The sequence below is a fragment of the Cryobacterium sp. Y29 genome, from assembly GCF_002929825.1.
Lineage (GTDB): Bacteria > Actinomycetota > Actinomycetes > Actinomycetales > Microbacteriaceae > Cryobacterium.
This window is the reverse complement of the sequence record NZ_PJJN01000034.1, coordinates 1-19,305: the sequence shown is the minus strand read 5'-3', so window position 1 is coordinate 19,305 and position 19,305 is coordinate 1. Positions and strand designations below refer to the sequence as shown.

Here is a 19,305-nt window from a genome sequence, read left to right as displayed (position 1 = left end):
ACCATGCAATTGCGTATTGAAAAGCAAAAGAAATCAAGTGATACTGGTTTGATGATCGCGACCGAACCAACGCGCAGCCCGATACCCAATCCGCTTCCTGCTCACGTTCGCCGCGAGCAAGCACAGCGCCTGGTGGACGAACGCGGGTTCGTGCGCGTGAGCGAATTGCGGAGCGCCTTCAACATCTCCGGAGTGACGGCCAGGGCTGATCTTGACGCCCTAGAGCTTCAGGGTGCTGTTCGGCGCGTGCACGGCGGAGCGGTACCGGCACATTCCCTCGGCGAGGGCGAAAGTTTTCGCGCTGAACGCGAGCACTCGTTCGAGGAAGCTCTGGAAGCCTCGATCGTTCCCAAACAACAAATTGCGCAGATCGCGGCCGGGCTCGTGCGCAGTGGGCAGAGCGTGATTCTGGACGTGGGAACCACGACCCACGCTGTGGCCCGCGCGCTGGTTGCGCGGGACGACCTGCATGACGTTGTCATCATCACTAATGGGCTCAGCATCGCCCTCGAACTGGAACAGGCTATCCCACGGTTCACCGTGATCGTCACCGGAGGGTCACTGCGCCCGCTGCAGCACTCGTTGGTCGAGCCGCTCGCCGGGCTGATGCTCAGCCAGGTTCATGCCGACCTGGTCTTCATCGGTTGTAATGGCGTCGACATCGCCGGCGGTGTCACCAACATCAACCTGCCGGAGGCCGGAATCAAAGCGCTCATGCTCACCGCGGCGGAGCGAGTGGTCGTCGTGGCCGACCGCTCCAAGCTGGGTCAGGTGCATCTCGGCCGGGTGGGCCCGCTGAGCGACTTCCACACGCTCATCACCGATGCCGCTGCAGATCCGGCGATGCTGGATTCGCTGCGCGAGGTCGGGCTGAGAGTCTTGCTCCCCGTCGAGCTAACCGAAACTGCGCCGCAGGCGCCGGACCGGCCCTAGGCTAAGCGGATGCGCGCACCGACTGGAATTCAATACGATCTGACCGTGCAGACAGCGAGGGGAACAGCCCACGCCGTCGTGACCGAGGTGGCAGCTGGGCTCCGGGCATATTCCGTGAACGGCATAGACCTGGTTGAGAACTTTCCCGAAGCATCGCAACCTCCCATGGCTGCCGGCATCGTCCTCGTGCCGTGGCCCAATCGCATTCGCGATGGTAAGTGGACCCAGAACGACGTCACCCGCCAACTCGCGCTCACCGAACCGGCCCGCCACAATGCCATCCACGGGCTGCTCCGCTTCACCTCCTACCGCGAGGTGTCGAGGCAGAGTGATTCGGTCACGCTCGCCGCGACGGTCTTTCCGCAGTCCGGCTACCCGTTTCACCTCGACACCGAGGTGAGCTATGCGCTCACTCCCAACGGTCTGAACGTGACACACCGACTGACCAACGTCGGTACCGACGCGGCGCCGGTGGCGGTGGGGGCGCATCCGTATCTGAAAATCGGTGACGTACCGACCGGCGATCTCATGGTGCGAGTGGATGCCGCAACCCATATCGACGTAGATGACCGCCTCAACCCGACCGGCGAAACCCCCGTCGACGGCACCCGGTTCGACCTGCGCGGGGGCGTTGTGGTCGGCGACCTCGACCTCGATGATGGCTTCGGCGGGGTCGGCCTGGCCCGTCTCAGCTCGGGCACGCCCGGCGAACACTCCCTCACGGCGGCGGATGGCCGCAGCGTCACCCTCTGGGGCGATGAGAATATGCGCTACGTGCAGGTCTTCACGCCCCGTGTTTTTCCGGTTCGTACCGGAGCCACCGAGCCATTACGCGGCCAGGCGATCGCCATCGAACCGATGACGGCACCCGCCGATGCCTTCAACACCGGCGCTGGTCTGCACTGGCTGCAACCGGGGGAGGAGTGGATCGTGCGCTGGGGCATCTATCATGCCGGGTTCGACTCGCCGAGTCAACCGTAGGATGACCACAACCCTGACGCACCGCATGCTGCCGCACCTCGGGCGCTACCGGGTCGACCTCGTGCTGCTGCTCGTGGCCTTGGTCTGGGGCGGAAGCTACCTGAGCGCGAAGGTGCTCACCGAGCAGGCGAGTGTGTCGGCCGTGCTCGCGCTGCGCTTTCTGGTCGCGGCGCTCGCCCTGCTGATCGTCTGGGTGATGCGGCGCGAACGGTTGCCGTCGCGGCGTGCGTTCGGGGTCGGCGTGTTGCTCGGGGTGACCCAGGCGAGCATCCTCTGGCTTGAGACCCAGGGCGTGGCATTCACGTCGGCCACGAACGCGGGCCTCATCATCAGCCTCACCATCATTGTCACTCCGGTGCTGGAGTCGTTCGCGGCCCGTCGGTGGCTGCCGCGCCCATTCTTCGTGGCCGCCGTGCTCGCCGTCGTCGGGGTTGCCCTGCTCGTCTCGGGCAACGGGTTTGCGCAGCCCAATGTGGGCGACCTGCTTATTCTTGCGGCGGCACTCGTGCGCTCCCTCCACGTGACGATGATGGGCCACCTGATTCGCGGGCGCAGTGACAGCACCATAACGCTCACCCTGGTGCAGGCGGTCGTCGGGGCGGTCGTCTTCACCGCATTCGATGTTCCCGGCCTCGTCGCGGCCGTCCTGACTTTCAACCTGGCCGCGTGGATCGGCGTGCTCTACCTGGGCTTGGCCTGCAGCGTGTTCGCGTTTCTGGCGCAGATGTGGGCGATCCGCCGCACGTCGGCGGCCAGGGCCAGCCTCCTCATGGGCACCGAACCGATCTGGGCGGTGCTCGTGGGGGTGTCGCTTGGCAGCGAAGCCCTCGGCCTCATCGGGGCACTCGGTGCCGTGCTCATCATCGTGGGAACGTTCTGGGGCCAGCGCATCGAAGCGAGCCACCGTCTGAACGTGGGGTGAGTACCCGTTGGGGTGATCCGGTCAGCGCGCTCCTTGACCGAGCCGTGCATTTCACGGCGCTGAATCGTTTGTAGGCGCGCAAGACCTACGGGTCGGTTTATGAAACCCACACCTCGGCGCACGAACGCATGGTTCGAGGCTCGCGTCCCTACGGCTCGCGCACACTCGCCCCCGGGCGCAGATCGAGGCGGCGCAGTAGCTGCGCGTTCAGGGCGACGACCACGGTCGATGCCGACATGAGCAGGGCACCGATCTCCATCGGCAGTATGAAGCCGATCGGCGCGAGCACACCCGCGGCGAGGGGAACCGACAGCAGGTTGTACCCGGCCGCCCACCAGAGGTTCTGCTTCATCTTGCGATAGCTCGCCCGCGACAATTCGATCACCGAGAGCACCGACCGCGGATCGTCACTGGCGAGAATGACTCCCGCCGACGCGATCGCCACGTCGGTCCCGGCGCCGATCGCGATGCCGACGTCGGCCTGCGCGAGCGCCGGGGCGTCGTTCACTCCATCGCCGACCATTGCCACGCGGCGGCCCTCGCGCTGCAGATCGGCCACTTTGCGCGCCTTGTCCTCCGGATGCACGCCCGCGAACACCCGGTCGATACCGAGCTCGGCTGCGACCGACTGGGCCACAGCCTGGGCGTCGCCGGTGATCATGACGACCTCGATGCCTCGTCGGTGCAGGGCATCGACGGCTTGCCGCGACTCCTCGCGAATCTCATCGGCGAGGCCGATCGCGCCGACGACCATGCCGTCGCGCAGCACGTGCAAAATGATTGCGCCCTGGCTCTGCCACGCCACGGTCTCGGACAGCGGCGTCGCCGCGTGCTCGTCGAGCATGCTCGGCCCGCCAACGCTCACGCTGTGCCCGTCGACCAGGCCGGTGACGCCGATCGCCGCCGCAGTCTGAAACTCGCTTGCCCGTGGCACGGTCAGACCATGCCCGCGGGCAGCCGTTACGATGGCGCGAGCCAGCGGATGTTCACTGTCACCTTCCACAGAAGCCGCCCACGCGAGCACATCGTCGCTCGAAAACAGGTCAGCACCCGTCGAGGCGCCCGCCGAAGCCGCGCCGGCCTCAGGGACGCGCGTCGCGGCATCCGCCTGGCTGCTTGCGACGGCTACATGACTGACCGTCGGCTCGCCCTTGGTGAGCGTGCCGGTCTTGTCGAACAATACCGAGGTCACCTGGCGCATGCTCTCCAGGGCGAGGCGATCCTTGATGAGCACGCCGCCCTTCGCTGCGCGCTCCGTCGCGATCGACACCACGAGCGGGATCGCCAGCCCGAGCGCATGCGGGCAGGCGATCACGAGCACGGTGATCGTGCGCACGACGGCATCCTGTGGCTGGCCGAGCAGTGTCCAGACGATCGCGGTCACGATACCGGAGCCGAGCGCGAACCAGAACAGCCAGCCGGCGGCCCGGTCGGCGATGCGCTGCGCTCGTGACGATGAGGTCTGTGCCTCGGTGACGAGTCGCTGGATTCCAGCCAGCGCGGTGTCATCGCCGACAGCGCTCACGCGCACCCGCAGGGCGGAATCGGTCGCGACCGTCCCCGCCACGACCTGGTCGCCGGGCGACCGCTGCACCGGCCGCGATTCGCCGGTGATCATGGATTCGTCGACATCGGCCGTGCCCTCGGTGACTTGCCCGTCGGCCGGCACACGCCCGCCCGGCCGCACCACGACGAGGTCGCCCAGCACCAGGTCGCCCGGTGAGACCATGACACTGTGCTCGCTAACGAGGCCATCACCCTCCACTCGCTCGGCCTCATCGGGCAGCAGCGCAGCGAGCGATTCCAGCGCGGTGGATGTCTGCGCCAACGAGCGCATTTCGATCCAGTGGCCGAGCAGCATGATCACGATCAGCAGCGCGAGTTCCCACCAGAAATCGAGCTCAGCGTCGATGAGGTCGAGGCTCGCGCCCCAGGAGGCGAGAAACGCGACCGTGATCGCCAAGGCGATCAGCAGCATCATTCCGGGCTTGCGGGCCTTCAGCTCAGACACCGCTCCGGTCAGGAACGGTCGTCCGCCCCAGACATACATGACGGTTCCGAGAATGGGGGAGATCCAAGTCACGCCGGCTTTGTCCGGCAGGGCGTACCCGACGAGCGTCCCGAACATGTGGCTGAACGCCACCACGGGCACCGCGATGACGAGCATGGTCCAGAACAGGCGCCGGAACTGCTCGGCGTGATCGCCGTGCCCGCTGTGGTTCATAGCGCCATGGTTCATCGCGTCGTGGTCCATGACGTCGTGGTCCATCGCGTCGTGGTTCATGGCCGCGTGATCCGGCTTCAGGTGAGCCGTGCTGCCGTGCGTGTCGTGGTTCGAGTTGGGCTGTGTCATAACGTTCCTCGATTTTCGAATCTGCAGATACTCGCGAAGTATACCCCCTTAGGGTATAGCATTCTCAGTTTCGGTACCGATGAGCACCGTTGGCACTGCGGCGCTAGTCGCTGTCGCTGTGGCTGTGGCTGTGGCTGTGGCCGTGGCCGTGGGCGTGGGCGTGATGCCAGTGAACACGTGCCCCCTCGTATCGCATTCGCACGCGTCCGGGCGGAACACGCATGAATGAGCACCACTCTGCCGCGCAATCGGGCAGGCTTAAGTCATGGCGCAGAGCATACATACGGCACCCCCCGCCGAATCCCCGAACGACACCGCCCGCCGCGCCGCGCTCACCCGCATGAAGCGACTCGCGACCGGCCTGCTCGCCCTGATGGCCATCATCTTCACCGTCTCGTTCGCCCTGCAAGAGCGCTACCCCTGGCTCGAATACGTGCGCGCCGCCGCCGAAGGCGGCATGGTCGGCGCCATCGCCGACTGGTTCGCCGTGACCGCCCTGTTTCGCTACCCGATGGGCCTGCGTATTCCGCATACCAACATCATCGCCAACCGCAAGGACGAGATCGGCGCGAGCCTCGGCGAGTTCGTCGAGACCAACTTTCTCTCCGAGGCCGTCATCCGAGGCAAACTCGAATCGGTAGGACCAGCCCGCCGCATCGGCGCCTGGCTCAGCGACGACAAGAACGCTGCAAGGCTCACCGACGAGCTCGCTATTGCCGGCCAGGGCGTACTCAACCTGCTCGGTGACAACGCCATCAAGAACCTCATCGAATCCGTCGCGCGCGAACACCTGATCCAACCAGAGTGGGGCCCGAGCCTCGGCCGGGTGGGGGAACGGCTGGTCACCAGCGGGCAGCAGCACGCGGCCGTCGACCTGCTGCTCGACCGCGCCGACGGCTGGCTGCGCGACCACCCCGAAGCGTTCGGTCGCGTCGTGTCGCAACGATTGCCCACCTGGCTGCCCGGATTCGTCGACAAGCTCGTCGACGACAAGGCCTACCGTGAAGTATTAGCTTTTGTGGCGTCCGCCCGCCAAGACCGGCAGCATCCGATGCGAAAAGCACTGGATGACTACCTGGGCGAGGTCATGCATGACCTGCAATATGAGCCGGCCATGATCAAGCGCGTCGAAAACCTCAAGGTCGAGGTTCTCGACAATGCCAAGTTGCGCGAATTTGCCGGCGACACCTGGCAGGCCATCAAGGCCTCCCTCACGCGGGCGCTCGACGACCCGACGAGCGCGCTGCTGGTGGGCATCCGCTCCACTCTGCACGATATCGGTAACCGTCTCACAGCGGATGCCGCGCTCGGCTCCCGCATCGACCGCTGGCTCGCCGACACCGCCAGTCACGTCATCTCCGCCTATCGCCACGAGATCGCCGGGGTGATCACCGAAACCGTGGAGCGCTGGCCGGCCCGAGAAACGGCCGAGAAGATCGAGCTGCAGGTGGGCCGCGATCTGCAGTTCATTCGCATCAATGGAACCGTGGTGGGCGCTCTCGCCGGCCTGGCCATTTTCACGTTCGCGCACGCGGTGGCCACGCTGATTTGAGTCGGCAGCCCGGCAAATAGCTGAAAAAAACTCTATGGGTATTTGGGCTTTCCCCCATTCGGGGCAGAATAAGTCTTTCTGCTATTTCCGAAAGGCGCCAAATGCACGACCTGACTAGGTGGGCCGTCCGACCGCTGATGCGCGTGTGGGCGGCATTCGCCGAGAGTCAAGATCGCCACCTGCCCCGGCCGAGCGATGTCCCGCAGGCGCATGCTCCCGGAATCGACAGCGATCGGGTACTCATTCTGGGCTGCGGACCGGCCGTCGGTTGGGGTGTGCTCAGCCACCAACTCGCGCTGCCCGGATCGCTTGCCCGGGAGCTGTCGGCGCTCACCGGCCGCGGAGTAGACATCGACCTCGTGGCCAGTCGCACCATGACGGCGGCGAACGCGCTCCCCGCATTGAACGTGCAAAGGCTCAGTCGCTTCGACGCCGTCGTGCTGACAATGGGCGTCAATGAGGCTTTGACACTGATGAGTCGTCGCGAATGGCGCACCCGACTCGGAAAACTACTTAGGGTGCTCCAACGAGAGGCCTCGCAGAGTACCCACTTCTACATTCTTGGGATCGCACCGATTCGGAGCATCGAGATCTTCAACCTCCCGCTCGGATTCATCGCCGATCATTCCGCAGCAGACCTCAACCGGGTCAGCGCGCAGCTGGCTGCTGAGGCACCGCGCACCACCTTTCTGCCCTTTTCACCCGCCGCCACGCTCACGCCCGACCGCCATCGCAGCCCAGCCGACTACCGGGACTGGGCCCTGCTGCTGGCCGGTGCCATGGCCGACACCCTCGACGCAGCACGCCTCGGCATCAATGAGGAACCCGGCGGTCAACGGGTAGCGGATGCTGCCAGTGTGGAACGCACCCGGCAGGCGGCCGTCGATAGCCTCGGGATTGTCGACACCCCACCGGAGGCCCGGTTCGATGAACTCGTCGCTCTGGCACAGCGACTGTTTGAAACCGAGTCGGCGGTGATCAGCGTCATCGACCACGATCGGCAGTGGCACAAGGCGAGGGTCGGAGTGGCAGCACCGGAGATTCCGCGCGCCGACTCGCTCTGTGCCTACACGATTGCCGGAGACGGGCCCTTCGTGGTGGAAGACGCTCAAAAGGACCAGAGGTTCAGCCAGAACCCGCTCGTGCTCGGTGATTCGCTTATGCGCTTCTATGCCGGATTTCCGATCGAATCGCCGTCGGGGGAGCGCATCGGATCGCTGTGCGTCTTCGATCCGGCCCCGCGTTCGCTCGCCGAGGTTGACCAGGTGCTGTTACGCGAACTTGCGCTGCTGGTGCAGCGCGAGTTGCGGGTGCCGCCGAGCGGGGGTCCGGCATACCCTCCGGCGTAAGTGGTGGTGGTGCTCGAGATGGTGCCAGCCAGGTAGATCACTCGCAGCGCTCTAACGGTTATTTTTGGCAGCGGCGGGTAAGCTCGCGGCGTGAGCGAATCCTTCAGCCAACGCCTCCGGGCCCTCCCGGATTTTCCGAGCGATCTCCCGAAATTCGATCCAGCCACTGCACCGGCCGATTCCGTTGACCTGTTCCTCGAGTGGCTCGAAACCGCGCTCGCGGATGGGGTAGCGCAGCCGCACGCTTTCAGTCTCGCGACGACGACCACAACCGGTCAGGTATCGTCGCGCATGATGATTTTGAAGAACATCGACGAGGGAGCCTGGCACTTTGCCAGCACGGTCGGTTCCCGCAAAGGCCGGGAACTTACCGCGAACCCGCAAGCCGCCATGAATTTCTACTGGGCGAAATTTGGTCGGCAGGTGCGCGTTAGTGGCGCGGTCACCCTGCTTTCGGCCGAGGCATCCGCTCGCGACTGGGATGAGCGTCCCGGCGCCGACGGCCGTGACAACCCCGATTGGCAGCTTTTTGCCCTGCATCCCACGGAGGTGGAGTTTTGGCAGGCGAGCAGTGATCGCCACCACATTCGCCACCGATACGTGCTGTAGAGCCGGGCTCACGACATTCGTTCGCCCGATCAGGCGTAATCGTGGTGGCTGACGAAGATGCGCACAGAATCCGAGGGATTCGGTGCGCATCTTCTGCGCAACCTGCGCGATTATTGTGGGCCCCGTCGGGCTCGAACCGACGACCCAAGGATTAAAAGTCCTTTGCTCTACCAACTGAGCTAGAGGCCCGTAGGCTCTAATCTACCGTGGATTCACACTCAGCTTTTCTCGGTAGCGTCAGGGGCGACAAAAAACGCCACCCGAGCACGCATTGAAACGAGGAGAACCGCCATGGCCGACAACTTCCACAAGCCCACCCTGTTCTCCGCAAATAAATTCGAGGCCTTCCAGGGTGGCGACGATCCCGCCGCTATCAGCCGGGTCGCTCACGAGACCGCGCAGGCCCTGCTCAATCGTGTGCGCAGCGACCCCGACCCCGAGACGGTCGAGCGCCTCGTCGCCTACACCGACGAAAACGGCATCGACGCGGTCGCGGAGCTGTGGTCGCGGGCCGCTCCGCGCAGCCTGCCGGGCGCGCTTTGGCGCATCTACCTCATCCGCATGCTGATTCGACAGGACCCCGAAGGCTGTGCCTACCTCTACCAACGAGGAACGGATGCTGTCGCCACGATCGATCCGCTGGTCGCGGGCGCTGCCCTGCCCACGGGTCCCGCCGAGATCATGACTCTCGCGGACGAGATTCTGCGCGGACTATTCACCGGAGACTTCGCGGTCGCGCTGGATCGCGGGGCCGCGTATTGCCGGGTCACGGCGGTCGGGGCCACGACCATCGCCGACGATCTCGAGCTGACTGAGCCGCACCGCTCCTCGGAGCTGACCACCCGCGCGCTGCGCTTTTCCAAGACTGCCGCCGAGTTCGCGGCCTGTGCGCGCCTCTGGCGCCGCGACTTGCTCGAGTAGTCCCGCACGGCCCGGGCCTGGGCTTCATCAGGTAAGCCGGGCGAGCGTCACCACGGCGAGGGCATTTTCCGTGTGCGCCCGCGGCGAACATTCGACGCCGACCGCCCCGTTCGAATACACTGGAAGCTGGCCGGGCCGCAGTAATCCCGGGTTCCATTATTCGCCGCTTCGAGCGGCCTCGCGCCGAGAGGTGCTCTGCGGCCCGACCTTCTCATTTTTGTCTACCTTGTGGGCGACGCTCGGGCCCAGCTGCGACCATTCCGTTTCGCTGAATACTTGCCAGATCGACCAATCCGTTCCCGACTTCGTACCGAACCTTAGTCATGGAACGGGACGAGACCTGACATGCTAGGTCTTATGACTGTTGATTCCGCCGGAGACCTCGCGCCGCCAGCCCCTGCCAGCAAGGAGGAGCTGCTCGTTCGAGTAGCCCGAGGCGATCGATCGGCCTTCGGAGAACTATATGACCAGATTGCCCCGCGGGTGCTGGGCTTGGTCAAGCGTCTGCTGGTCGACCACGCACAGTCGGAAGAAGTGACTCAGGAGATTTTTCTGGAGATCTGGCAGTCGGCCACACGGTACGAATCAACGCGTGGTGGTGCGAGCACCTGGATTCTCACCATGGCACACCGCCGCGCGGTCGACCGAATTCGGTCGTCACAGGCCGGACGTGACCGCGATACCAAAATTGGAATCCGTGACCTGGCCGTTGCCTACGATCACGTAGCCGAAACCGTTGAAGTACGAATCGAACATGAGAGGGTGGAGAAGGCGATGAATCGATTGACACAGCTACAGCGTCAGGCTGTCAGCCTCGCGTACTACGGCGGGTTTAGTCACAGCGAGGTCGCCGACATGCTCCAGATTCCTTTGGGCACTGTGAAAACACGGCTTCGCGACGGGCTGATCCGCCTGCGCGACGAATTGGGCGTGGCATCATGAGCCGCAGCAGCGAGCAGCACCCCGCCGATCTTGCCGGCGCTTACGCCCTGCATGCCCTCGACGCCGACGACATGGTAATTTTCGAAGCGCATCTCGCCGAATCCGAGGAGGCGCGCATCGAGGCTGCCGAGTTGAAGGACATTGCTGTAGCCCTCGGCCTCGCCGTCGCACCCGTGCAGCCTTCGGCCGCCGTCAAGGCCAACCTCATGGCGATGCTCTCGTCAACGCCGCAGCTTCCACCGCTGCCCGCATCGCGTGCCACTAGTCTCGCCGCAATGGATGCTGCCGCCACCGATCCGGGGGCAACTCCCGCCGGTTCGCCGGCCGCGACGGCAACCCCGGGGACCGAAGGTGCGGCCTCAACTGGTGCTACGACCACCGGCGCGCCGCGACCAGTCCCTGACGTCCATTCTGGCGACGCTTCCAGCACGCCGCGCCCAGCGACGGCTAGCGAGCGGGCCCAAACGCGCTGGTTCAAGCGTCCGGCGCAGTTCATTCTGTCCATCGCGGCTGCGGTCGCCCTGTTCGTCGGTGGAATATCCCTCGGCCAGTCGCTCAACAGCAACCAGTTCGAGTCGCAGCAGGCGGCCAGTCTCGCGCAGATCAACGCGGCCAATGACTCTCAGCGCGCTGCGACCACCACCGTCGACGGTCAGGAAGTCACTCTGGTTTGGTCCAACACACTCGGAATCTCCGCACTGTTGGTCGACAACCTGCCCGTGCTGCCCGGCGACCAGGACTACCAGCTGTGGTACATGAACAATGGCGCTGCGACCGCGGCGGGAACCTTCGATTCCAGCGGCGACGGCACTGTCTGGCGCGTGCTCGATGGCACGATGCACACTGGCGATCAGGTGGGCGTCACCGTCGAACCCACCGGTGGCTCGGACCAACCCACCGGCGACCCGATCGTGGCCCTCCAGAGCTAGCGGGCTCGGCATCCGCTCAGCAGAGTGCGTAATGCCGAGCGTGCTGGGGCTGCGTGGCGAAGTAGGCTCGTGACATGAGACTGCCTTTCACTCTTTTGATCGACCCCGTGCCCGCTGACTCCCTGCAGCAGGACTTCAACGTCACGTTCCATGAAATGGATTCGTCCGCCCCGGCGCTGCGCGTGGGGGAGCTCAGTACCCAGCGCGGCGACGGAATCTTCGAAACCCTCGCCGTCGTCAATGGGCACCCGCAAGAGGTTGAGCCGCACATCACCCGGTTGCGTAACTCCGCCCGCATCTGCGAGCTGCCGATGCCGAACGTGCAACAGTGGCGCGCTGCGATCGCATACGCGGTCTCGCGCGTTCCGCAGCGGGGTGAAATCGCGCTCAAGTTCGTGCTCAGCCGCGGCGTCGAGCACGGTCCAGCACCGACAGCCTGGCTGCACGCGGTCGCCGCGGCGGACTTCAGCATCGTGCGTGCGAACGGCGTGCGCGTCATCACCCTCGACCGCGGCTATCCGCGTGGCGTCGCCGAGCGAGCCCCCTGGCTGCTGATGGGCGCGAAAACGCTCAGTTATGCGGTCAATATGGCGGCTATTCGCGAAGCGCGCCGTCGCGGCGCCGACGACACCATTTTTCTCACCACCGACGGCTTCGTCATGGAGGGCCCCACCTCGAGCGTCGTGCTGCGCTTAGGCGGCGAGTACGTCACGCCCGCGCCGAGCGGCGCCATTCTGCACGGCACCACGCAGCAAAGCATGTTCGACTACCTGCGCGCGCAGGGTGCTTCGGTACGGTATCGCGATGTCACCGTCGAGGAACTTCGCCAAGCGGATGCCGCCTGGCTCGTCTCCAGCGTGCGCCTGGCCGTATCCGTTGTCGCCCTCGACGGCGACCCGTTTCCGGCCGATCAGGCGTTCACGGATGCCCTGAACGCGTACCTGTTGGCACGCACGTCTTAGCGGCGATCGCAGCTTCCGCTGGTGGGGGAGTGGCAGGAAGGGGTGCGGTATCCGTTTGTTGACGCCCTCGAATTGGGCCGACGTGTCGCGCCCAGTATGCTCTGGGATGACCGAGAGGAATACATGAGAATTTCTGTCATTGGATGTGGGTACCTGGGCGCCGTGCACGCGTCGGCCATGGCCGAACTGGGGCACGATGTCGTCGGAATCGACGTCGACGCCGCTAAGATCGCCCAACTTGCCATCGGCAAGCCCCCCTTCTTCGAACCCGGACTTCCCGAGGTTCTCACGTCGGCTATGAACAGTGGCCGGCTGCGTTTCAGCACCGACATAGCGGATGCCGCTGGCTCGCAGGTGCACTTCATTGCCGTGGGTACTCCGCAGAAACCCGGCGGTTACAGTGCCGACCTGCGCTATGTGGATGCCTCGATCGAATCGCTCCTTCCGCACCTGTCCGACGGCGATCTCGTCGTGGGCAAGAGCACGGTGCCGGTGGGAACCGCCGCGCGCCTCGCCGAGCTCATCGAAGCTGGCAGCGGCGCGTCGCTGGCGTGGAACCCCGAGTTTCTGCGCGAGGGATTCGCCGTGCAGGACACCATCAGCCCTGACCGGCTGGTCTACGGGGTCGCCCCCGGTTCACTGGGCGAGCACGCCACGGAGCTACTCAACGAGATCTACGCCACGGCGCTCGCCGCCGACACTCCCCTCGTCATAACCGACTACGCCACCGCCGAGCTCGTCAAGGTCGCCGCAAACGCGTTTCTCGCGACCAAGATCAGCTTCATCAATGCCATGGCCGAGATCGCCGAGGTCACCGGCGCCGATGTGACGCAGCTGGCAGATGCCATCGGCTACGACGGACGCATCGGTCGTCGCTTTTTGGGCGCCGGCGTTGGTTTCGGCGGCGGCTGCCTGCCGAAAGATATTCGCGCCTTCACCGCGCGCGCGGAAGAGTTAGGACGCGGTGAGTCCGTGGCCTTCCTCAAGGAGATCGATAAGATCAACCTGCGCCGCCGTCAACGTGTGGTCGATCTCACCGTTGGGGCGCTCGGCGACTCCGTTTACAACGCCAAGGTCGCGGTGCTCGGCCTGAGTTTCAAGCCACACTCCGACGACGTGCGAGACTCACCGGCGCTCGACGTGGCCGTGCAATTGCGCGGCCTCGGGGCCGACGTCGTGGCGACCGACCCGCAGGCCATCGATAACTCGAGGGCGCGGCATCCGCAGTTGCAGTATTCCGAGTCTCTCGAAGACACCCTGCGGGGAGCCGACGCCGTCGTGCTCGTCACCGAGTGGCCCGAGTTTAGGCATCTTGACCCGGTGTGGGCCGGTGCGCTCGTGAAAACGAAGACGGTGATCGACGGCCGCAACGCCCTCGACCCTGCGGCCTGGCGTGCTGCCGGCTGGACCTACCACGGCCTCGGTCGCCCGTAGCCTGAAGTTCCGTCCTCGATGTGATGCGTTCTGGGCTCACGTTATGCACGTGGGCCCAGGCACGCCACGGTGCCGATCGCGGTTCTGCGCCCGGCTCGTGGGGCGCCCCGCCCAGGCTCGTCCCAATGGATTTCGGGGAATGCTCCTCGCGGCCCTCAAGCGGAGGCCGCCCTTATTTACGGCCGCTGCTGGGAGCCCGGGTACTCGCGCCCGCTATGGTTTTGCGGCCCGTCGCCACGGCGGTATGGCAAAGAGCGCAATCTGGCTCACGAGAGCGACGACAGCGGCAAAGATGGCGCCAAGATGCACGTTCAGCGGGCTTCCCGCGTACATGGTGACTCCGACGAAGAGCAAGGCCAGGGCCAGAACCGCCAGCGACACCCAATTCTGCCTACGCATGCCTATCAGAACCAGCGCCGCCGGAACAACGTACAGCATGATGCTCGCAACATTCATGGCGTTGACCATATCCACCAGGGGCCCAAGGGGCACCCCGTCGAAAATGGTGCGATAGAACATGGCCGCACAATGGAAAGCCAGACCGACAACGCCGCACACGAGCAGAACGGTGTCGACCACCGACAGTCTGACCGCGAGCCTGGCCAGCGGGAGCTGGGGCACCACTAGCCGCGCCAAAAGAATGAGAGCGGATGCCCCGGCAAGCGTGAACGCAAATGCTGAGGTCATGCCGCGCCAACCACGGTCGCCGAGCAGTGAGCATATGGTTGAGCACTGGCTCGAACATCACTCCATGTCATGACTAACTCCGAGTCTTCATGGTTTAGCCGAAAAGGTCTCCGAGCCAGCTTTCCTTCTTCTTCGGGCGATAACCATCCCGATGGTCGCGGTCGCGATCACGATCCCGGTCATACCCGCGGTCACGGTCGTTGTCGCGCTCGCCATACTGTGGAGCCCGCGTGCGAGCATCCGGATACTGCTGGTGCGGGGGTACAGCGACAATCACCGGTGCCGCGTTGGCAGCCGGAGTTGGCGCTGCAGCCGCGAATTCTTTTTCAGCACGATCAATGATCTTGTCAAGCTCACCGCGGTCGAGCCAGACTCCGCGGCATTCGGGGCAGTAGTCAATTTCTACACCGCTACGTTCGCTCATCACGAGGGTGGCGGAATCGGTTGGGCACTTCATGGGAGTCCTCCAAAACGTCGTCGGTCCTCAACCCTAAACAGTGAACACCGGCTGTTGCTGAGAGCCGAGGGGAGTGCGGGAGCGCGTAACGGTTGAGTACAACTACGTCGGCGGGTTTGCCTCCGTAGCTGAGATTACGTCATAATCTCAGAGCGTGCCCGAAGGCCGGGCCGAACACGTACCAGTTCCGAAACCCGAGTCGGAGGCTATACATGTCCGTTCAGTCCACCGTGGGGCGGCGCGAGCGCGCACCCGACCGCCCCTCTGGCGGCAAATCCGCCACCCGCACCTTCCGCGGCGACATCGAAGGCCTGCGCGCGGTCGCCGTGGTCGTGGTCATCTTCGACCACCTGCTCGGCTGGCCATCCGGCGGATTCATCGGCGTCGACATCTTTTTCGTGATTTCCGGCTTTCTGATCACGAGCCTCCTGCTCAAAGAACATGCACGCACCGGCCGCATCTCCCTGGTCGATTTCTATCGCCGGCGCATCCGGCGCATCCTGCCGATCTCAGTACTCGTGCTGGTCGTCACCGTGGCGGTCGGATTCCTGCTGCTTCCGAGTGCCCGCGCCCTCAGCACCCTGTGGGATGGAATCTACTCGGCACTGTTTGTGGCCAATTGGCACTTCGCCGCAGTCGGCACCGACTACCTGCAGGCCACCAACGCCGTCTCCCCCCTGCAGCACTACTGGTCGCTCGCGGTGGAAGAACAGTTCTACTTCGTCTGGCCGTTCCTGCTCATCGTCACCTTCGCCCTCGCCGGCCGTCGAACGCTGAGCGCCCGGGCCCTCATCACGCTCGTCGCTGCGACCACCGGCGCCATCACCCTCGCCTTTCTGGCCTGGAGTTTTTTCGAAACCTCGACTAGCCCCGCCATCGCCTACTTCTCTACTGGAGCACGCGCCTGGGAGCTCGGAATCGGCGCATTCGTGGCCGCTGCCGCGCCCGGCTTAGCGAAGCTACCCCTTCGGATGCGCCCTGCGATCGCCTGGTTCGGCCTCGCCCTTATCGTCGCCAGCCTCGTGCTGATCAGCCGCGATTCACCTTTTCCAGCGCCGTGGGGCCTGCTGCCCGTTGCGGGAGCTGCCCTTGTGATCGCCGCAGGCATCGGGCAGCCCGAGCAGCAGCTGTTGTTCCCCCTGACCAACCCAGTGAGTCGCTACGTCGGCAAGATCTCTTACTCCCTCTATCTGTGGCACTTTCCGGTCGTGATTCTGCTCGCCACTGTCCTGGCTACCGATTCCCCGCTCTACCTGCCGCTCGCCGCGCTGCTCATGGTCGCCCTCTCGGTGTTCTCCTTTCACTACGTTGAAAACCCCATACGTCACTCACTCTGGCTCGAAAACTCCGTCACCCGAAAGCGAGAACGGATGCGCCGTCCGATCCCCCAGAACCGCACCGGGATCACCCCGGTTCAGGCCTGGATCGGTGCCCTCGTGGTTGTTGCTCTCGTTCTCGTCTCGGTTTCGTTCATCGCGCTGCGGGGAGGCACGCCGTCCGGCCCGTCCGTGAACCCAGCCCCGGTCGGAGCGGCAGCTGACCTGGGAGTGGAGACGACCACCGAACCAGCCACCCTCCTGGCCACCCGGCAGGCCACCATCGCCGCGGCCCTCGCCGCAACTGCCTGGCCCGAGACCACCCCGGCGTTCGATTTGCTCGGCGACAACTCCGGCGCCCCGGAATGGGTCGACGACAACTGTCTCTCGGTCAGCGAGAAGAACGCCGCCGACTGTATCTACGGCGACCCGGCGGCGGCCAAAACCGCGGTACTGCTCGGCGATTCCATGGCGATCAGCTACATGCCCGCCATTCGTTCCGCCCTCGAACCGCTCGGCTACAACGTGCGGTCTCTGACCATGTTCTCCTGCCCGGGCGTGAACATCTCGGTGGCACCTAAGAACGCCTCCGACGCCTCGGCCGCCACCTGCGACGACCATCACGCCTGGGTCTACGCCGAGGTCGCCCGACTCTCACCCGACCTCGTCATCATGTCGAGCCTGGCTGGATCCATCGTGCGCCTCGCCAGCGGCAACGAAGGCGCCGCAGCTCTCGCCGAATGGCAGACCGCGACCGCCGACACGCTCACGGCGTTGCAGGGGTCGACCGACCGCGTCGCTGTGCTCTCACCGCCGCCGGCCAGCACCCCGTTCGCCGAGTGCAAAACCCTCACGAGCGCCCCCGCCGACTGCGCCTACAGCCCGTCGAACCTCTACCAGAAGGTCGTGGCCAGCGAGCAGGGCGCGATCGAGCAATTCGGTGACTTCGCCCAGTACGTGAACGTTGTACCGTGGCTCTGCGTCGGCGACTCTTGCCCGGCCTTCATCGCCGACACGCCGGTGTTCTTCGACGGCCAGCACTTCGTGCGTGAGGCGAGCGCCCAGCTCGGTCCGCTGCTCGCCGAGGCACTGTTTCCGCCGGCCGCCTAGAAGGCGCGAACGGCGCATCCGCTTGCCGCGGCGCTGGCCATGGCCGCGCCCGGTTGGGGAGTCGAATCCGATAACCGGCGGAACGGCCAGTTGCCGGGCGCGATCATCCGCTCGGGCGGAATGATCAGCGCTCTCTCGGCCGAAATTCGCGCGGCCAGTCACTCGCGCGAATCCGCCGGATCGCCTTGACCTCGCCGATGGTTCCCCACTCGTCGAGCCCGAGCCGTGACAACGGGCGCAGCTTCTCAATGAGTGGATGCTCTCCGTCCAGCACCGTTGACGACACCGCGATGTGCGTGACCTCGCCAAACACGAGCGTGCAATCGCCCAGCTCCAGCGTGGAATGCAGGCGGCACTCGATCGCCGCCGGGGACTCGGCCACCCGCATGGAGGCCACGGTCACACTCGGCTCCCGGGTGAGTCCGGCGCGGTCGAATTCGCTCTCCGCCGGCCCAAAATCAGTGCCGGTCGCGTTGACCTCTTCGAACAGCGACTCCGGCGTAAAATTCACCACGAAATCTCCGGTCGCCAAAATATTGCGCACGGTGTCCTTGACGCCCACCGAGGTGAACTGAACGATGGCCGGCGAAACGGATGCCACGGTGAAGAATGAATGTGGCGCGAGGTTGTCGACACCCGCCGCCGACCGGCTCGACACCCATGCGATTGGCCGCGGCACGACGAGCGAGTTCAACAGGCGGTAGAAATCAAGACGCGGCAGATTCCCGGGGTCAAAGTCAGTACGCACCCGATCAGACTAACAATTCGCGTCGCCCTTCGGGCCAGCAGCGCAGCCGCTATCGCGACGAGCGCGCCTCCGCCGACGCGACTAAACCGAATTCGCCATCCATACGCCAGGCGCAAAGTTCCGGCTGCCCGCGCCGATAGAATGGTCTGATGCCTATTCTTCCCCGCCTGGTGGCCTTCGACCTCGACGATACGCTCGCGCCGTCCAAGTCCGCGCTTGACCCGATCATGATCGACCTGCTCGTCAAGCTGCTCGGCGTCACCGAGGTCTGCGTCATCTCCGGCGGCCAGTTCGGGCAATTTCAGACACAGATCATCGACAATCTGCCCGAGATCAGTCCGGAGAAACTCGCCCGGCTGCACCTCATGCCGACCTGCGGCACCCAGTACTACCGCAGTGACTCGCAGGGCTGGAGCCAGGTGTACGCAGAGAACCTCAGTGAGGACCAGAAAACTCGCGCACTCGAAGCCGTTGAGCAGACCGCTCGCGACCTCGGTTTCTGGGAAAGCGACCCCTGGGGCCCTATTCTCGAAGATCGCGGCTCGCAGATCACTTTCTCCGCGCTCGGCCAGGCAGCCCCGATCGCCGCCAAAATCGCCTGGGACCCGTCCGGTGAGAAGAAGAATGTCCTTCGGAGCGCCGTGCAGGCCCTGTTGCCTGACCTCGAGGTGCGCTCGGGCGGGTCGACCTCCGTTGACATCACCCGGCAGGGCATCGACAAGGCCTACGGGATGAAACGCCTGGCCACCCTGACCGGTGTCGACCTCGAGGACATGCTGTTCGTCGGCGACCGCCTCGACGAAAATGGCAATGACTACCCGGTCAAGGTTCTCGGCGTCGAATGCATCGCCGTCGAGGGCTGGCCCGATACCGCGGCCCTGCTCACGGACCTGATTCCCCGCTACGTCGCCGTCTGACCGCTGGCCGCTGGGCGGCCCCTGCCCCTGCGCATAACTCCTGCAATTTTGGGACGAGTGCAGTAGCATCCGCATAATTTCGGGGTGTTCGTCGTGGCCACCGTGAAATTGCAGGAGTTATGCGCGGCCCAGCCCAGCCCCGCCCATCGCAGCCCCGCCCATCGCAGCCCAGCCCAGCCCGGC

At 65.0% G+C, this 19,305-nt stretch carries 17 protein-coding genes and 1 tRNA gene; 13 read left to right on the top strand and 5 right to left on the bottom strand.

Annotation, left to right across the window (positions count from 1 at the left end; genetic code table 11):
* Positions 1 to 51: 51 nt before the first annotated feature.
* From CXY74_RS10360 to CXY74_RS10350, 3 genes are read left to right on the top strand one after another with little or no spacing between them, the layout of a single operon-like run.
* Positions 52 to 933, top strand: a complete 882-nt coding sequence (locus CXY74_RS10360; protein ID WP_199183202.1) for a DeoR/GlpR family DNA-binding transcription regulator — start codon at positions 52 to 54, stop codon at positions 931 to 933.
* Between the two features lie 9 nt (positions 934 to 942).
* Positions 943 to 1,914, top strand: a complete 972-nt coding sequence (locus CXY74_RS10355; RefSeq protein WP_104200372.1) for an aldose 1-epimerase family protein — start codon at positions 943 to 945, stop codon at positions 1,912 to 1,914.
* 1 nt (position 1,915) lies between these two features.
* The gene (locus CXY74_RS10350) at positions 1,916 to 2,836 is read left to right on the top strand and encodes a DMT family transporter (protein ID WP_104200371.1); all 921 of its coding nucleotides are present in this window, start codon (positions 1,916 to 1,918) and stop codon (positions 2,834 to 2,836) included.
* Between the two features lie 148 nt (positions 2,837 to 2,984).
* Here the strand turns inward: CXY74_RS10350 and CXY74_RS10345 are convergent, their stop codons facing one another.
* Entirely contained in the window at positions 2,985 to 5,189 is a 2,205-nt protein-coding gene (locus CXY74_RS10345) for a heavy metal translocating P-type ATPase (RefSeq protein ID WP_199183201.1), read from the bottom strand.
* Between the two features lie 265 nt (positions 5,190 to 5,454).
* On the opposite strand from CXY74_RS10345, the gene CXY74_RS10340 reads away from it, so the two are divergent.
* The 3 genes from CXY74_RS10340 (at position 5,455) to CXY74_RS10330 (ending at position 8,699) form a co-directional block, all read left to right on the top strand.
* Complete coding sequence (locus tag CXY74_RS10340; RefSeq protein WP_104200370.1) at positions 5,455 to 6,741, top strand: DUF445 domain-containing protein; 1,287 nt, start codon at positions 5,455 to 5,457, stop codon at positions 6,739 to 6,741.
* Positions 6,742 to 6,842: 101 nt separating this feature from the next.
* Positions 6,843 to 8,090 carry a GAF domain-containing protein gene (locus CXY74_RS10335; RefSeq protein ID WP_104200369.1) on the top strand — a complete coding sequence of 416 codons (1,248 nt, stop codon included), beginning with the start codon at positions 6,843 to 6,845 and terminating at the stop codon, positions 8,088 to 8,090.
* 90 nt (positions 8,091 to 8,180) lie between these two features.
* Positions 8,181 to 8,699, top strand: coding sequence for a pyridoxal 5'-phosphate synthase (locus tag CXY74_RS10330; protein ID WP_104200368.1), 519 nt, complete (start codon positions 8,181 to 8,183; stop codon positions 8,697 to 8,699).
* Between the two features lie 116 nt (positions 8,700 to 8,815).
* On the opposite strand, the gene CXY74_RS10325 is transcribed toward CXY74_RS10330, so the two are convergent.
* A tRNA-Lys gene (locus CXY74_RS10325) sits at positions 8,816 to 8,888 on the bottom strand.
* A 102-nt stretch (positions 8,889 to 8,990) separates the two neighbouring features.
* On the opposite strand from CXY74_RS10325, the gene CXY74_RS10320 reads away from it, so the two are divergent.
* The 5 genes from CXY74_RS10320 to CXY74_RS10300 all read left to right on the top strand — a co-directional run bounded on the left by CXY74_RS10320 (position 8,991) and on the right by CXY74_RS10300 (position 13,887).
* Positions 8,991 to 9,620 (top strand): DNA-directed RNA polymerase subunit beta, encoded by a 630-nt coding sequence (locus CXY74_RS10320; RefSeq protein ID WP_104200367.1) that lies wholly within the window; start codon positions 8,991 to 8,993, stop codon positions 9,618 to 9,620.
* A gap of 357 nt (positions 9,621 to 9,977) precedes the next feature.
* The gene (locus CXY74_RS10315; RefSeq protein ID WP_233193332.1) at positions 9,978 to 10,562 is read left to right on the top strand and encodes a sigma-70 family RNA polymerase sigma factor; all 585 of its coding nucleotides are present in this window, start codon (positions 9,978 to 9,980) and stop codon (positions 10,560 to 10,562) included.
* Positions 10,559 to 11,491, top strand: a complete 933-nt coding sequence (locus CXY74_RS10310; RefSeq protein ID WP_104200365.1) for an anti-sigma factor domain-containing protein — start codon at positions 10,559 to 10,561, stop codon at positions 11,489 to 11,491. Before CXY74_RS10315 ends, CXY74_RS10310 begins: the two co-directional genes overlap by 4 nt.
* A gap of 74 nt (positions 11,492 to 11,565) precedes the next feature.
* Entirely contained in the window at positions 11,566 to 12,453 is an 888-nt protein-coding gene (locus CXY74_RS10305) for an aminodeoxychorismate lyase (protein ID WP_104200364.1), read from the top strand.
* A 123-nt stretch (positions 12,454 to 12,576) separates the two neighbouring features.
* The gene (locus CXY74_RS10300) at positions 12,577 to 13,887 is read left to right on the top strand and encodes a UDP-glucose/GDP-mannose dehydrogenase family protein (RefSeq protein WP_104200551.1); all 1,311 of its coding nucleotides are present in this window, start codon (positions 12,577 to 12,579) and stop codon (positions 13,885 to 13,887) included.
* A 213-nt stretch (positions 13,888 to 14,100) separates the two neighbouring features.
* On the opposite strand, the gene CXY74_RS10295 is transcribed toward CXY74_RS10300, so the two are convergent.
* Both CXY74_RS10295 and CXY74_RS10290 read right to left on the bottom strand, forming a co-directional pair.
* The gene (locus CXY74_RS10295; protein WP_104200363.1) at positions 14,101 to 14,574 is read right to left on the bottom strand and encodes a hypothetical protein; all 474 of its coding nucleotides are present in this window, start codon (positions 14,572 to 14,574) and stop codon (positions 14,101 to 14,103) included.
* Positions 14,575 to 14,668: 94 nt separating this feature from the next.
* The gene (locus tag CXY74_RS10290; protein WP_104200362.1) at positions 14,669 to 15,031 is read right to left on the bottom strand and encodes a zf-TFIIB domain-containing protein; all 363 of its coding nucleotides are present in this window, start codon (positions 15,029 to 15,031) and stop codon (positions 14,669 to 14,671) included.
* A gap of 212 nt (positions 15,032 to 15,243) precedes the next feature.
* Between CXY74_RS10290 and CXY74_RS10285 the strand changes: the two genes are divergently transcribed.
* On the top strand, positions 15,244 to 17,457 hold the full coding sequence (locus CXY74_RS10285) for an acyltransferase family protein (protein WP_104200361.1): 2,214 nt from the start codon (positions 15,244 to 15,246) through the stop codon (positions 17,455 to 17,457).
* A gap of 124 nt (positions 17,458 to 17,581) precedes the next feature.
* Here CXY74_RS10285 and CXY74_RS10280 read toward each other — a convergent pair whose 3' ends face one another.
* Complete coding sequence (locus tag CXY74_RS10280) at positions 17,582 to 18,205, bottom strand: flavin reductase family protein (protein ID WP_104200360.1); 624 nt, start codon at positions 18,203 to 18,205, stop codon at positions 17,582 to 17,584.
* A 149-nt stretch (positions 18,206 to 18,354) separates the two neighbouring features.
* Here CXY74_RS10280 and CXY74_RS10275 point away from each other — a divergent pair, with 149 nt between their 5' ends.
* Positions 18,355 to 19,122 carry an HAD-IIB family hydrolase gene (locus CXY74_RS10275; RefSeq protein WP_104200359.1) on the top strand — a complete coding sequence of 256 codons (768 nt, stop codon included), beginning with the start codon at positions 18,355 to 18,357 and terminating at the stop codon, positions 19,120 to 19,122.
* Positions 19,123 to 19,305: the final 183 nt, after the last annotated feature.

What these genes read in the sequence shown, in the direction of transcription:
- CXY74_RS10320 (WP_104200367.1), top strand. Translation starts at nt 8,991, where the DNA reads ATGGCCGACAACTTCCACAAGCCCACCCTGTTCTCCGCAAATAAATTC.
- CXY74_RS10335 (WP_104200369.1), top strand. Translation starts at nt 6,843, where the DNA reads ATGCACGACCTGACTAGGTGGGCCGTCCGACCGCTGATGCGCGTGTGG.
- CXY74_RS10290 (WP_104200362.1), bottom strand. Translation starts at nt 15,031, where the DNA reads ATGAAGTGCCCAACCGATTCCGCCACCCTCGTGATGAGCGAACGTAGC.
- CXY74_RS10315 (WP_233193332.1), top strand. Translation starts at nt 9,978, where the DNA reads ATGACTGTTGATTCCGCCGGAGACCTCGCGCCGCCAGCCCCTGCCAGC.
- CXY74_RS10345 (WP_199183201.1), bottom strand. Translation starts at nt 5,189, where the DNA reads ATGACACAGCCCAACTCGAACCACGACACGCACGGCAGCACGGCTCAC.
- CXY74_RS10310 (WP_104200365.1), top strand. Translation starts at nt 10,559, where the DNA reads ATGAGCCGCAGCAGCGAGCAGCACCCCGCCGATCTTGCCGGCGCTTAC.
- CXY74_RS10285 (WP_104200361.1), top strand. Translation starts at nt 15,244, where the DNA reads ATGTCCGTTCAGTCCACCGTGGGGCGGCGCGAGCGCGCACCCGACCGC.
- CXY74_RS10355 (WP_104200372.1), top strand. Translation starts at nt 943, where the DNA reads ATGCGCGCACCGACTGGAATTCAATACGATCTGACCGTGCAGACAGCG.
- CXY74_RS10350 (WP_104200371.1), top strand. Translation starts at nt 1,916, where the DNA reads ATGACCACAACCCTGACGCACCGCATGCTGCCGCACCTCGGGCGCTAC.
- CXY74_RS10340 (WP_104200370.1), top strand. Translation starts at nt 5,455, where the DNA reads ATGGCGCAGAGCATACATACGGCACCCCCCGCCGAATCCCCGAACGAC.
- CXY74_RS10360 (WP_199183202.1), top strand. Translation starts at nt 52, where the DNA reads ATGATCGCGACCGAACCAACGCGCAGCCCGATACCCAATCCGCTTCCT.
- CXY74_RS10305 (WP_104200364.1), top strand. Translation starts at nt 11,566, where the DNA reads ATGAGACTGCCTTTCACTCTTTTGATCGACCCCGTGCCCGCTGACTCC.
- CXY74_RS10300 (WP_104200551.1), top strand. Translation starts at nt 12,577, where the DNA reads ATGAGAATTTCTGTCATTGGATGTGGGTACCTGGGCGCCGTGCACGCG.
- CXY74_RS10275 (WP_104200359.1), top strand. Translation starts at nt 18,355, where the DNA reads ATGCCTATTCTTCCCCGCCTGGTGGCCTTCGACCTCGACGATACGCTC.
- CXY74_RS10295 (WP_104200363.1), bottom strand. Translation starts at nt 14,574, where the DNA reads ATGACCTCAGCATTTGCGTTCACGCTTGCCGGGGCATCCGCTCTCATT.